This is a genomic window from Burkholderia sp. Ac-20384 (genome assembly GCF_017104605.1).
Classification (GTDB): Bacteria; Pseudomonadota; Gammaproteobacteria; order Burkholderiales; family Burkholderiaceae; genus Burkholderia; species Burkholderia lata.
This window is the reverse complement of the sequence record NZ_JAAGPE010000267.1, coordinates 1-12,821: the sequence shown is the minus strand read 5'-3', so window position 1 is coordinate 12,821 and position 12,821 is coordinate 1. Positions and strand designations below refer to the sequence as shown.

Below are 12,821 nucleotides of genomic sequence, written 5' to 3'. Positions count from 1 at the left end.
GCCGCACCGGCCTCGGGCGCCACCGACGCATCGGCTGCCGCCGCCGCTTCAGCACCGGCCGCACCCGCCGCGCCGACCGCGCCGTTCTCCGTCGATTCGTCGAAGATCAACTCGGGCGACACCGCGTGGATGCTGACCTCCACCGCGCTCGTGCTGTTCATGACGATCCCCGGCCTCGCGCTGTTCTACGCGGGCATGGTCCGCAAGAAGAACGTGCTCGCGACCGTGATGCAGAGCTTCGCGATCACCGCGGTGATCACGGTGCTGTGGACGGTGGTCGGCTACAGCCTCGCGTTCACGCCGGGCAACGGCTTCATCGGCGGCCTGTCGCGCGCGTTCCTGCACGGGATGAACTACATCCACGGCGACAAGGCGACGACGCTGACCGTCAGCCACCTCGCGCCGACGATTCCGGAATCGGTCTACTTCGTCTACCAGATGACGTTCGCGATCATCACGCCGGCGCTGATCTGCGGCGCGTTCGCCGACCGGATGAAGTTCTCGGCGATGCTCGTGTTCATGACGCTCTGGTCGCTGATCGTCTATGTGCCGATCGCGCACATGGTGTGGGAGCCGACCGGCTGGCTGTCGTCGGACGGCGTGCTCGACTTCGCGGGCGGCACGGTGGTGCACATCAACGCCGGTATCGCGGGCCTCGTGTCGTGCCTGATGCTCGGCAAGCGCGTCGGCTTCGGCCGAGAATCGATGGCGCCGCACAACCTCGTGCTGACGATGATCGGCGGCTCGATGCTGTGGGTCGGCTGGTTCGGCTTCAACGCGGGTTCCGCCGTCGCGGCCGACGGTCGTGCCGGCTTCGCGATGCTGACGACGCAAGTCGCGACGGCCTGCGCGGCGCTCGGCTGGATGTTCGCCGAGTGGATCTCGCACGGCAAGCCGTCGGTGCTCGGCATCGTGTCGGGTGCGGTCGCGGGTCTCGTCGCGATCACGCCGGCGGCCGGCTTCGTCGGCGTGCCGGGCGCGCTGGTGATCGGCATCGCGGCCGGCGTCGTGTGCTTCTGGTCGGCGACGTGGCTCAAGTCGAAGCTCGGCTATGACGATTCGCTCGACGCGTTCGGCGTGCACGGCGTGGGCGGGATTCTCGGCGCGCTGCTGACGGGCGTGTTCGCGGTCAAGGACATCGGCGGCGCCGACGGCAGCCTGCTGCTGCAGGCCAAGGGCGTGCTGATCACGCTGGTCTACAGCGGCGTGCTGAGCTTCGTGCTCCTGAAGCTGATCGATCTCACGATCGGCTTGCGCGTGTCGGAAGAAGAAGAGCGCGAAGGCCTCGACGTGGTCCTGCACGGCGAGCATGTCGAATAAGTCACAAGAATGACCGGCGGGCCGCCGCGACGACGGCGCCCGCGATGAATGAGCGCAGCGACTTCGGCCCGCCCCACCCGGCGGGCTTTTTTTCTCCTGTCACCCACTGCCGTAGCGCATAACCCTTCGCGCTATCGGGTCAATAGCCGAAAACTTCCTCCAAACCCTTGCGAAGCCGGGAACAATCCCCAAATGGGCAGGGCAATTGCTCTACAATCTTCATTCTCCCGCTCGCGAGTGATTCATGGTTCCCCACCTCGTTACCGCGTTGAACGGTCCGCTGCTTGAACTCGAGCAGAAGATCCTCGACGCGACGCCTGCGATCGAACGCTGGTTCAGGCTCGAATGGCAGGAACATACCCCGCCGTTCTATTGTTCGGTGGACCTGCGCAATGCCGGCTTCAAGCTGGCGCCCGTCGACGCGAATCTGTTTCCCGGCGCATTCAACAATCTGCCGTCCGAAGTGCTGCCGCTCGCCGTCCAGGCCGCGATGGCCGCGATCGAGAAGATCTGCCCGGACGCGAAGAACCTGCTCGTGATTCCCGAGCTGCCGACCCGCAACGCGTTCTACCTCGAAAACGTCGCACGGCTCGCGACGATCATGCGCCAGGCCGGCCTGAACGTGCGCTTCGGCTCGCTCGACCCGAGCATCACCGACATGACGCCGATCACGCTGGCCGACGGCCAGAAGATCGTGCTCGAACCGCTCGAGCGTTCGCAGCGCCGCCTCGGCCTGAAGAATTTCGATCCGTGCTCGATCCTGCTGAACAACGACCTGTCGGCCGGCATCCCGGCCGTGCTGGAAAACCTGCACGAGCAGTACCTGCTGCCGCCGCTGCACGCGGGCTGGGCCGTGCGCCGCAAGTCGACGCACTTCTCGTGCTACGACGACGTCGCGAAGAAGTTCGCGAAGATGGTCGGCGTCGATCCGTGGATGGTGAATCCGTATTTCGCGCACGTGGAAGGCGTCGACTGGCAGGCGCATGAAGGCGAGCAGGCGCTCGCCGACGCGATCGACGGCGTGCTGAAGAAGATCGCGCGCAAGTACCGCGAATACGGGATCAGCGAAAAGCCGTACGTGGTCGTCAAGGCCGACGCGGGCACGGCGGGGCGCGGCGTGATGACCGTGCACGACGCGGCCGAGATCGGCCGCCTGTCGAAGGCCGAGCGCGCGCAGATGGCCGAGTCGAAGGCCGGCCTCGCGGTGCGCGACGTGATCGTGCAGGAAGGCGTCTATACGTTCGAGCGTGTCGGCGATGAAGTCGCCGAGCCCGTCGTGTACATGATCGACCGCTATGTGGTCGGCGGCTTCTACCGCACACACGCCGGCCGCGAGCGCGACCAGAACCTGAACGCGCCCGGCATGCACTACGTGCCGCTCGGCTTCGAGCACACCGCGCTGCCGGATGCGGGCGCGAAGCCGGGTGCCGCGCCGCCGAACCGTTTCTATATGTACGGCGTCGTCGCGCGGCTGTCGCTGATCGCGTCGTCGATCGAACTGGAAAAGACCGATCCCGAAGCCATCCAGGTGTAACGGACCTTCGCCAAGTACAGGACCTCATGGACATTCTCTTTATCGCCGACCCGCTCGAGCGCTTCAAGATCTACAAGGATTCGACCTACGCGATGATGGCTGAGGCGGCGCGGCGCGGGCACGCGGTGTACGCGTGCGAGCCGAACCACCTCGCTTGGACGGGTTCGGCCGTCGAGGCCGACGTGCGCCGCATCACGTTCGTCGGCGACCCGGACGACCTGCATCGCGAGACGTGGTACGAGGCCGGGCCGGTCGACGCGCGCCGCCTCGAATCGTTCGGCGCGGTGCTGATGCGCAAGGATCCGCCGTTCGACATGGAATACGTGACGTCGACCTGGCTGCTGGAGCTGGCCGAGCGCGCCGGCGCGCGCGTGTTCAACAAGGCGCAGTCGATCCGCGACCATTCGGAGAAGCTCGCGATCGGCGAGTTTCCGCAGTTCGTCGCGCCGACACTGGTCACGCGCGACGCGAAACGGCTGCGCGCGTTCCACGCCGAGCATGGCGACGTGATCCTGAAGCCGCTCGACGGGATGGGCGGGATGGGCGTGTTCCGCGTGAAGCCGGACGGCATGAACCTCGGTTCGATCATCGAGATGCTGAGCCACGACGGCACGCGCTCGGTGATGGCGCAGAAATTCATCCCCGAGATCAAGGCCGGCGACAAGCGCATCCTGCTGATCGGCGGCGAGCCGGTGCCGTTTTCGCTCGCACGGATTCCGCAGGGCAGCGAAGTGCGCGGCAATCTGGCGGCGGGCGGGCTCGGCGTTGCGCAGCCGCTGACCGCGCGCGATCGCGAGATCGCCGAAACGCTCGGGCCGGTGCTTGCGGCACGCGGGTTGCTGCTGGTCGGCCTCGATGCGATCGGCGACTGGCTGACTGAGGTGAACGTCACGAGTCCGACGTGCTTCCGCGAGATCATGGAGCAGACGGGCTTCGACGTCGCCGCGATGTTCATCGACGCGCTGGAGCGTGCGGCCGCGTAGGCCGCTTTCCCGCGCAACCCCGGCGGCGGCCGCGCAGGTCCCCCGTCGCCGGAGCAGTTCGACCGGCCTGCTACAATGCCCGCTTGCCCGGTGCCGCGATCGCGCATCAAAGGCCCGGCGGTCGGGCCGAAACTGTTGCAAGGCTGAACATGGAACGTTTCCCACACTCGCTACGCTCATTGCCCCGCCGCGGGGTGTCGGCCCGCCAGGGGCGGCCGGGAGCGATCTGACATGGCCGGGATCCTGATCATCGCGCACGCTCCGCTCGCCACCGCGCTGCGGGACTGCATCGCGCACATCTATGGCGGCGTGCCCGCCCGCATCGGCTGTATCGACGTGACGGCGGACAGCGATCCGACCCAGGTGATGGCGTTCGCGCACGCGGAACTCGCGCGGCTCAAGGAAGAGAACGGCGTGGTCGTGCTGACCGACATGTACGGCGCGACACCCGCGAACATCGCGGGCCAGCTGGCCAAGATCGACAACGTGCGCGTGCTCGCGGGCGTGAACCTGCCGATGCTCGTGCGGGCCGTCTGCTACCGCACCGTGCCGCTCGACAAGCTGGTCGACAAGGCGCTGTCCGGCGGCGCGAAGGGCGTCCACGAGGTGTCGGCCGGTACGCCGCCGCCGCCGACGGAAACCGGCTGCGGCCAGTGCGCGCCGATTCCGCCCGAACCGCAGCCGCGCACCGAATCGCACTGATTTCCCGTTTTCCGTTTTAGACAGCACCGCCGACGCGCGCCGCCGGCGGCCCCGACCGACCCGACCGAGAATCATGCTTCAACAAGAAACCACCATCGTCAATAAATTGGGGCTCCATGCGCGCGCATCGGCCAAGCTTACGCAACTGGCCGGCAACTTCCAGTCGGAAGTCTGGATGACGCGCAACGGGCGCAAGATCAATGCGAAGAGCATCATGGGCGTGATGATGCTGGCGGCGGGCATCGGCAGCACCGTGACGATCGAGACCGAAGGGTCCGACGAGCAGGAAGCGATGGACGCGCTGCTGAAGCTGATCGCCGACAAGTTCGGCGAAGGCCAGTGATCCGTACGCGGGATCGTTGCCGTTTCCAGTCAGAATGCCGCGGAATCCGCGGCATTTTTTTCGTCGGAAGCATTGATGCGGAATGCGCAATGCTGCGGTGCATGCAGTCAGCGGGGAGTCGCGGAATTTATAATCGCTAACCGGGGTCATAAGCGCATCGCAGCAGTGTGCCGCGGCTTTACTTGTACAGAGGAGGTGCGCGTGTCCTTCACGCTGCATGGCATTCCCGTCTCACGTGGTATCGCGATCGGGCGAGCGTATCTGATCGCGCCGGCGGCGCTCGACGTCGCCCATTACCTGGTCGAGGCAAACCAGATCGATGCGGAGGTCGAGCGCTTCCGCACGGCGCTCGAGGTCGTGCATCACGAACTCGAAGCGCTGCGCGCCGACCTGACCGACGACACCCCGAGCGAAGTCGGTGCCTTCATCGACGTCCACGCGATGATCCTGAGCGACGAGATGCTCGTGCAGGAAACCATCGACCTGATCCGCACGCGCCGCTACAACGTCGAGTGGGCGCTGACCGAGCAGCTCGAGCTGCTCACGCGCCACTTTGACGACATCGAGGACGAATACCTGCGCGAGCGCAAGGCCGACATCGAGCAGGTGGTCGAGCGCGTGCTGAAGGCGCTCGCCGGTGCACCGTCGGCGTCGCAGGCACTGGACCGCGCGGCCAGGAACGGCACGAACGAGATGATCGTCGTCGCGCACGACATCGCGCCGGCCGACATGATGCAGTTCAAGTCGCAGTCGTTCCAGGCGTTCGTCACCGACCTCGGCGGGCGCACGTCGCATACGGCGATCGTCGCGCGCAGCCTCGGCATTCCGGCCGCGGTCGGCGTGCAGCACGCGAGCGCGCTGATCCGCCAGGACGACCTGATCATCGTCGACGGCGACCAGGGCATCGTGATCGTCGATCCGGCGCCGATCGTCCTCGAGGAATATTCGTACCGGCAGTCCGAGAAGCTGCTGGAGCAACGCAAGCTGCAGCGTTTGAAGTTCTCGCCGACGCAAACGTTGTGCGGCACCAAGATCGAGCTGTACGCGAACATCGAGCTGCCCGACGACGCGAAGGCGGCCGTCGACGCCGGTGCGGTCGGCGTCGGGCTGTTCCGTTCCGAGTTCCTGTTCATGCATCAGAAGGAGATGCCGGAGGAGGAGGAGCAGTTCGCCGCGTACAAGCGGGCCGTCGAGTGGATGAAGGGCATGCCGGTGACGATCCGCACGATCGACGTCGGCGCGGACAAGCCGCTCGAGGCACTCGACGAAGGCTACGAGACGGCGCCGAACCCGGCGCTCGGCCTGCGCGCGATCCGCTGGAGCCTGTCCGAGCCGCAGATGTTCCTCACGCAGTTGCGCGCGATCCTGCGCGCGTCCGCGTTCGGCCAGGTGAAGATCCTGATCCCGATGCTCGCGCACGCGCAGGAGATCGACCAGACGCTCGACCTGATCCGCGAGGCGAAGCGCCAGCTCGACGACGCGGGGCTCGCGTACGACCCGAACGTGCGCCTCGGCGCGATGATCGAGATTCCGGCCGCGGCGATTGCGCTGCCGCTGTTCCTGAAGCGGTTCGATTTCCTGTCGATCGGCACGAACGACCTGATCCAGTACACGCTCGCGATCGACCGTGCGGACAACGCGGTCGCGCACCTTTACGACCCGCTGCATCCGGCGGTGCTGCACCTGATCGCCTATACGCTGCGCGAAGCGAAGCGCGCGGGTGTGTCCGTGTCGGTGTGCGGGGAGATGGCCGGCGATCCGGCGCTCACGCGCCTGTTGCTCGGGATGGGGCTCACCGAGTTCTCGATGCACCCGAGCCAGCTGCTCGTCGTGAAGCAGGAGATCCTGCGCGCGCACCTGAAGGCGCTCGAAAAGCCGACGGCCGACGTGCTCGCCGCGTTCGAGCCGGAGGAAGTGCAGGCCGCGTTGCAGCGCCTGTCGGTCGCGGAGCCGCGCGCGGACGCCGCAGCGTAGCAGGCGTCCGCATCGCCGCTAATCGTAGCGAAGTGTCACCACGCATGCGCCGCCCGGCGCATGCCCGTCGCGCGTCAGTGCCGGCCCCCGCACACGGGGCAGTCGGCCTGGCGCGCGATTTTCATCGTCGTCCATTCCATCCGCAGCGAATCGAGCATCATCAGCCGCCCGTTGAGCGTCTTGCCGATTTCGCCGATCACGCGCAGCGCCTCGGCGGCCTGCATTGCGCCGATGATCCCGACCGTCGGCGCGAACACGCCCATCGTCGCGCACGCGACTTCCTCGAACGGCTGGTCTTCCGGAAACACGCACGCATAGCAGGGCGCGGCCGGGTCGCGGAAATCGAACGTGCTGATCTGGCCGTCGAAACGCAGCGCGGCGCCCGACACGAGCGGCACGCCGTGCGCGACGCACGCGCGGTTGATCGCATGCCGCGTCGCGAAGTTGTCGGTGCAGTCGAGCACGACGGTCGCATGCGGCACGTGCGCATCGAGCCACGCGTCGTCGACACGCTCCGCGACCGCGTTCACCTTCACCTCGGGGTTCAGCTGGGCGAGCGCGTCGCGCCCCGATTCGACCTTGTGGCGGCCGACCGATGCCGTCACGTGCAGGATCTGCCGCTGCAGGTTCGTGAGGTCGACCGTATCGGCGTCGACGAGCGTGATCGTGCCGACGCCCGATGCCGCGAGGTACATCGCGGCGGGTGAGCCGAGGCCACCTGCGCCGACCACGATCGCATGCGCATCGAGAAAGCGCTGCTGCGCCTCGATGCCGATTTCGTCGACGAGGATGTGACGGGAGTAGCGAAGGAGTTGATCGTCGTTCATGGGGAGTCGTGGGCGAGGCGGCGGAGGTGTCGTTATTTTAGGCGCGCATGAAAAACGGGCCATCACGGTCTTCCCGCGATGGCCCGTCGGATGCCGGCCGGCGCTTACTGCGGCGCTGACGCGGGCTTCGGTGCGGCTGCCGGCTTCGCGCTTGCGCCCGATGCCTTCGAGGATGCCGCGGCCTTGCCGGTCGGGCTCTTCGTCGTGCTCTCGGCGAGCAGCGACTTCGATTCCTGGACCGGCTTGCCTTCGAGCTTGTTGAGCGCCTGCTGCATCATGAAGTCGTCGGCGCTGCCGAACTCGATCGGCTTGCGATCGCGATCCTTCTGGCGCTGCTCCGGCGTCTTCTTGTCGTTCTGCTCTTCGAGAATGCGCAGCTGATCCATGCGGCGCTGCTCGCGGTCTTCCTGTTCCTTCTTCTCGTTCGGATCCTGCGTGTTCGCAAGGTGGTTCGAGTAATCGACCTCACGCGTCACGAGCACGTCGTCCGGATCGCCGTCCGCGTACTGATCGACCGGCACGTCCGGCGTGATGCCCTTGTTCTGGATCGAACGGCCGCTCGGCGTGTAGTAGTACGCGGTGGTCAGGCGCAGTGCGGTGTCGGCCGTCATCGGGCGTACCGTCTGCACCGAACCCTTGCCGAACGTCGTCTTGCCCATGATCTGCGCGCGCTTCGAATCCTGCAGCGCACCGGCGACGATTTCCGACGCGGACGCCGAATAGGCGTTCGTCAGCACGATCATCGGCACGGTCTTGAAGACCGGCGGCAGGTTCTTCAGCGGATCGCCGTCGAAGGACGGCAGGCGATAGTTGTCGTACGTATCGCGGTAGACCTGCTTCGAATCGGCGATCTGGCCGTTGGTCGACACGACGACGGAGTCGGGCGGCAGGAACGCGCCGGCCACGCCGACCGCGCTCTGCAGCAGGCCGCCGCCGTTGTTGCGCAGGTCGAGGACGAGGCCCTTCAGGTTCGGCTGCTGGCGTGCGATGTCCTGCAGCTTCTGGGCGAGATCGGGCGTCGTGCGCTCCTGGAAGCTCGTGATGCGGACATACGCGTAGCCCGGATCGAGGATCTTCATCTTCACGCTCTGGACCTTGATGATCGCGCGCGTGACGGTGACCGGGAACGTGCGGTCGTCGCTCTTGCGGAAGATCGTCAGCGTGACCTTGGTGCCCGGCTCGCCGCGCATCTGCTTCACGGCCTTGTCGAGCGTCATGCCGCGCACCGGCTTGTCGTTGATGCGGGTGATCAGGTCGCCCGGACGGATGCCGGCGCGGAACGCGGGGGTATCCTCGATCGGCGAGATCACCTTGACGAGGCCGTCTTCCTGCGAGATCTCGATGCCGAGACCCGCGAAGCGGCCCTTCGTCTGCTCCTGCAGCTCGTCATAGTCGGTCTTGTCGAGGAACGACGAGTGCGGGTCGAGGCTCGACACCATGCCCTTGATCGCAGCCGTCAGCAGCTTCTTGTCGTCGACCGGTTCGACGTACTCGCGCTTGATCTGTCCGAAGACTTCCGCGAACAGGCGGAGCTGGTCGAGGGGAAGCGGCGCCGTGGCGGTCTGCTCGGCCGATGCGGAAACCTGCAGCGTGGCGAACACGCCCGTGGCGAGGCCCGCGGCAATCAGGCCGATGTTCTTCAATTTCATTCGCATAGAGATCTGGTGCGGTCGGGAAGCGCGTGGCGGTAGCGGGGATGATGTAGCGGACAAGTATAACTGTTCGTCCGATAACTCAGTGGAACGGCGCGAAAAGCGTCGAAAAGGGCCCGGAGCCGGCCCGGCGGGGCACCGCCGGATGCGCTGCGGGTTCGAAAGCGGATTCGACAGCGCCGGAGCCGCGAAGGTTCGCGCGGTGCGCCGGGCAAGGGCCGGGGCCGGGCAGGCCGCACCGGACGCGGCCCGCTCGGCTCACCCGGCTCACCCGGCTCACCCGGCTCACCCGGCCGACGGGCGTCAGCCCGCCTTGCCCTGCTTCGCGACGGCGGCTTGCGCCTGCGCGATCGCGTCCTGGTCGCCGAGGTAATAGTGCTTGATCGGCTTCAGGTTTTCGTCGAGCTCATACACGAGCGGCACGCCGTTCGGGATGTTCAGGCCGACGATGTCGCTGTCCGAGATGCCGTCGAGGTACTTGATCAGCGCGCGCAGCGAGTTGCCGTGCGCGGCGATCAGCACCTGCTTGCCGGCGCGGACCGCCGGGGCGATCGACTCGTTCCACAGCGGCAGCACGCGCGCGACCGTGTCCTTCAGGCACTCGGTGAGCGGCAGCTGCTCGCGCGGCACCTTCGCGTAGCGCGGGTCGTTGAACGGCGCGCGTTCGTCGGTCGCCTCGAGCGCGGGCGGCGGCGTGTCGTAGCTGCGGCGCCACACGAGCACCTGGTCGTCGCCGAACTTCGCGGCCGTTTCGGCCTTGTTCAGGCCCGACAGCGCGCCGTAGTGGCGCTCGTTCAGGCGCCACGAGTGGACGACCGGCAGGTACATGAGGTCCATCTTGTCCTGCACGTGCCACAGCGTGCGGATCGCGCGCTTGAGCACCGACGTGTACGCGATGTCGAACGTGTAGCCGGCCTCCTTGAGCAATTCGCCGGCCTGATAGGCCTCGTTGCGACCCTGTTCGGTCAGGTCGACGTCGACCCAGCCGGTGAAGCGGTTTTCCTTGTTCCACGTCGATTCGCCGTGGCGGATGAGAACGAGTTTGTACATGGATCTTGCGGTCGGTAGTGAAGGAAGCTGTGGCGCGTCGAGCAGGACCCGACCCGGGCCCGCCATCGCGCAAGACGGTTATTTTATAATGGCAGGATTGTCCTCATCCGATTTCTCTTTTTCCGGCGGAATTCCGTGACGTTCTTTACCGATTACACCAACCTGGCCCTTATCGCGATCCTGGTGGTATCCGGCGGCCTGCTGGCCTGGCCCGCGCTGCGCCGCGGCCGTGGCGGCCTGTCCGCCGCAGAGGCGACGCAACTCATCAACCGCCGCAACGCGGTCGTGATCGACGTGCGCGCCGCGTCCGATTTCGCTGCCGGCCACCTGCCGTCGGCACGTCAGGTCGCGGCGGGCGAGATCGGCACGAAGATCGCGCAAGTCGCGAAGAACAAGAGCACCCCGGTGCTGCTCGTCTGCCAGAACGGCCAGCAGTCGCAGAAGGCGGCGCGCGAGGTCGAGGCGGCGGGTTACGCCGAGGTGCACGTGCTCGAGGGCGGCGTGGCCGCCTGGCAGCAGGCCGGGATGCCGGTCGTCAAACAAGGAGTGGCGAAGTGAACAAGGTTTTGATGTACAGCACGCAGGTGTGTCCGTATTGCATCCAGGCCGAGCGCCTGCTGAAGCTGCGCGGTGTCGAGCAGATCGAGAAGGTGCTGATCGACCGCGATCCGGCCCGCCGCGACGAAATGATGACGCGCACGGGGCGCCGCACGGTGCCGCAGATCTATATCGGCGACACGCACGTCGGCGGTTACGACGATCTGTCGAAGCTCGACCGCGAAGGCGGGCTCGTACCGCTTCTGCAAGCGGCCTGATTAGGGCAGAATGGCCGCCGGCCGCGCCGCGGCTTGGGCGCGCAGGATTCATCCGTGGCGGCCGGCGCGAAGCCGGGCCGCCCCGTCACCACTTTTAGGGATACACCATGTCCGACGTCGAAAACCAACCGTTCTTCAACATCCAGCGCGTCTACCTGAAGGATATGTCGCTCGAGCAGCCGAATTCGCCGGCGATCTTCCTCGAGCAGGACATGCCGTCGGTTGAAGTCGAAGTCGACGTCAAGGCCGACCGCCTCGCGGAAAGCGTGTTCGAAGTCGTCGTGTCGGGCACCGTCACCGCGAAGGTGAAGGACAAGGTCGCGTTCCTGATCGAAGCGAAGCAGGCCGGTATTTTCGACATCCGCAACATTCCGGACGAACAGCTCGATCCGCTCGTCGGCATCGCTTGCCCGACGATCCTGTTCCCGTACCTGCGTTCGAACATCGCCGACGCGATCACGCGCGCGGGCTTCCCGCCGATCCACCTGGCGGAAATCAACTTCCAGGCGCTGTACGAGCAGCGTCTCGCGCAGCTTCAGCAGCAGGCCGGTGCCGCAGCAGGCGCACCGAACGGCACGACGCTGAACTGACGTTTCACTCGGAGGACCGGTGCTGGGTATGAAAGTAGCCGTTCTCGGCGCCGGTGCCTGGGGCACCGCGCTCGCGGGCCATCTGGCCGCGCGGCACGATACGCTTCTGTGGGCGCGCGACGCCGCGCTCATCGCCGGGCTGCAGGCCCGGCACGAAAATTCCCGCTATCTGGACGGCATCGCGCTGCCTGACGCATTGCGCTACGACGCCGATCTCGGCGCCGCGCTCGCGCATGGCGCCGCGGACGACGCACTGTGCGTGATCGCCGCGCCCGTGGCCGGGCTGCGCACGCTGTGCCACGCGATGCGCGACGCAGGCTGCGTGCCTGCGCACGTCGTCTGGGTCTGCAAGGGCTTCGAGGCCGACACGCATCTGCTGCCGCATCAGGTGATCGCGGCCGAGTTGCCCGAACAGCACAGCAACGGCGTGCTGTCGGGGCCGAGCTTCGCCCGCGAGGTCGGGCAGTCGCTGCCCGTCGCGCTGACGGTGGCGAGCGCGTCCGCCGAATGCCGCGAGCGCACGCTCGCCGCGTTCCATCACGGCGCGATGCGGATCTATACGGGCGACGACGTGGTCGGCGTCGAGGTCGGCGGCGCGGTGAAGAACGTGCTCGCGATCGCGACCGGCATCGCCGACGGCCTCGGTCTCGGGCTGAACGCACGCGCCGCGCTGATTACGCGCGGCCTCGCCGAGATGTCGCGCCTCGGCGTCGCGCTCGGCGGCCGTGCGGAAACCTTCACGGGCCTCACGGGCCTGGGCGACCTGATCCTCACCGCCACGGGCGACCTGTCGCGCAACCGCACGGTCGGCCTGCAACTGGCGGCCGGCCGTACGCTGAACGACATCCTCGGCGCGCTCGGCCACGTGGCCGAAGGCGTGCGCTGCGCGCAGGCCGTGCTGGCCATCGCGCGCGCGCAGTCGATCGAAATGCCGATCACCGAAGCCGTGTGCGGCGTGCTGTTCGACGGCATCGCACCGCGCGACGCCGTCAGCGGCCTGCTGCGGCGCGACGCGCGCGCCGAGTAGGGCA

13 protein-coding genes are annotated in these 12,821 nt (G+C 66.9%); 10 read left to right on the top strand and 3 right to left on the bottom strand.

The window, feature by feature from the left end:
* The 6 genes from G3O00_RS33025 to ptsP form a co-directional block, all read left to right on the top strand.
* The coding region (locus G3O00_RS33025) for an ammonium transporter (RefSeq protein WP_241025446.1) at nucleotides 1-1,320 on the top strand (1,320 nt) is incomplete at its 5' end.
* Nucleotides 1,321-1,564: 244 nt separating this feature from the next.
* On the top strand, nucleotides 1,565-2,854 hold the full coding sequence (gshA, locus tag G3O00_RS33020; protein ID WP_174930781.1) for a glutamate--cysteine ligase: 1,290 nt from the start codon (nucleotides 1,565-1,567) through the stop codon (nucleotides 2,852-2,854).
* Between the two features lie 26 nt (nucleotides 2,855-2,880).
* Entirely contained in the window at nucleotides 2,881-3,837 is a 957-nt protein-coding gene (gene gshB, locus G3O00_RS33015; protein ID WP_011353294.1) for a glutathione synthase, read from the top strand.
* Between the two features lie 231 nt (nucleotides 3,838-4,068).
* Nucleotides 4,069-4,539, top strand: a complete 471-nt coding sequence (locus tag G3O00_RS33010; protein ID WP_011353293.1) for a PTS fructose transporter subunit IIA — start codon at nucleotides 4,069-4,071, stop codon at nucleotides 4,537-4,539.
* Between the two features lie 73 nt (nucleotides 4,540-4,612).
* The gene (locus G3O00_RS33005) at nucleotides 4,613-4,882 is read left to right on the top strand and encodes an HPr family phosphocarrier protein (RefSeq protein WP_011353292.1); all 270 of its coding nucleotides are present in this window, start codon (nucleotides 4,613-4,615) and stop codon (nucleotides 4,880-4,882) included.
* 201 nt (nucleotides 4,883-5,083) lie between these two features.
* The gene (gene ptsP / locus G3O00_RS33000) at nucleotides 5,084-6,856 is read left to right on the top strand and encodes a phosphoenolpyruvate--protein phosphotransferase (RefSeq protein WP_041493126.1); all 1,773 of its coding nucleotides are present in this window, start codon (nucleotides 5,084-5,086) and stop codon (nucleotides 6,854-6,856) included.
* 74 nt (nucleotides 6,857-6,930) lie between these two features.
* On the opposite strand, the gene moeB is transcribed toward ptsP, so the two are convergent.
* The 3 genes from moeB to gpmA form a co-directional block, all read right to left on the bottom strand.
* Nucleotides 6,931-7,683 (bottom strand): molybdopterin-synthase adenylyltransferase MoeB, encoded by a 753-nt coding sequence (gene moeB, locus G3O00_RS32995; protein WP_174989616.1) that lies wholly within the window; start codon nucleotides 7,681-7,683, stop codon nucleotides 6,931-6,933.
* 104 nt (nucleotides 7,684-7,787) lie between these two features.
* Entirely contained in the window at nucleotides 7,788-9,338 is a 1,551-nt protein-coding gene (locus G3O00_RS32990) for a S41 family peptidase (protein WP_174930779.1), read from the bottom strand.
* 300 nt (nucleotides 9,339-9,638) lie between these two features.
* Entirely contained in the window at nucleotides 9,639-10,385 is a 747-nt protein-coding gene (gene gpmA, locus G3O00_RS32985) for a 2,3-diphosphoglycerate-dependent phosphoglycerate mutase (protein WP_041492964.1), read from the bottom strand.
* A 135-nt stretch (nucleotides 10,386-10,520) separates the two neighbouring features.
* On the opposite strand from gpmA, the gene G3O00_RS32980 reads away from it, so the two are divergent.
* The 4 genes from G3O00_RS32980 (at nucleotide 10,521) to G3O00_RS32965 (ending at nucleotide 12,817) form a co-directional block, all read left to right on the top strand.
* The gene (locus tag G3O00_RS32980) at nucleotides 10,521-10,943 is read left to right on the top strand and encodes a rhodanese-like domain-containing protein (RefSeq protein WP_011353287.1); all 423 of its coding nucleotides are present in this window, start codon (nucleotides 10,521-10,523) and stop codon (nucleotides 10,941-10,943) included.
* Nucleotides 10,940-11,200 carry a glutaredoxin 3 gene (gene grxC, locus G3O00_RS32975; RefSeq protein WP_039346228.1) on the top strand — a complete coding sequence of 87 codons (261 nt, stop codon included), beginning with the start codon at nucleotides 10,940-10,942 and terminating at the stop codon, nucleotides 11,198-11,200. Before G3O00_RS32980 ends, grxC begins: the two co-directional genes overlap by 4 nt.
* A gap of 107 nt (nucleotides 11,201-11,307) precedes the next feature.
* Entirely contained in the window at nucleotides 11,308-11,790 is a 483-nt protein-coding gene (gene secB / locus G3O00_RS32970) for a protein-export chaperone SecB (RefSeq protein WP_011353285.1), read from the top strand.
* Between the two features lie 28 nt (nucleotides 11,791-11,818).
* The gene (locus tag G3O00_RS32965; protein ID WP_122946333.1) at nucleotides 11,819-12,817 is read left to right on the top strand and encodes an NAD(P)H-dependent glycerol-3-phosphate dehydrogenase; all 999 of its coding nucleotides are present in this window, start codon (nucleotides 11,819-11,821) and stop codon (nucleotides 12,815-12,817) included.
* Nucleotides 12,818-12,821: the final 4 nt, after the last annotated feature.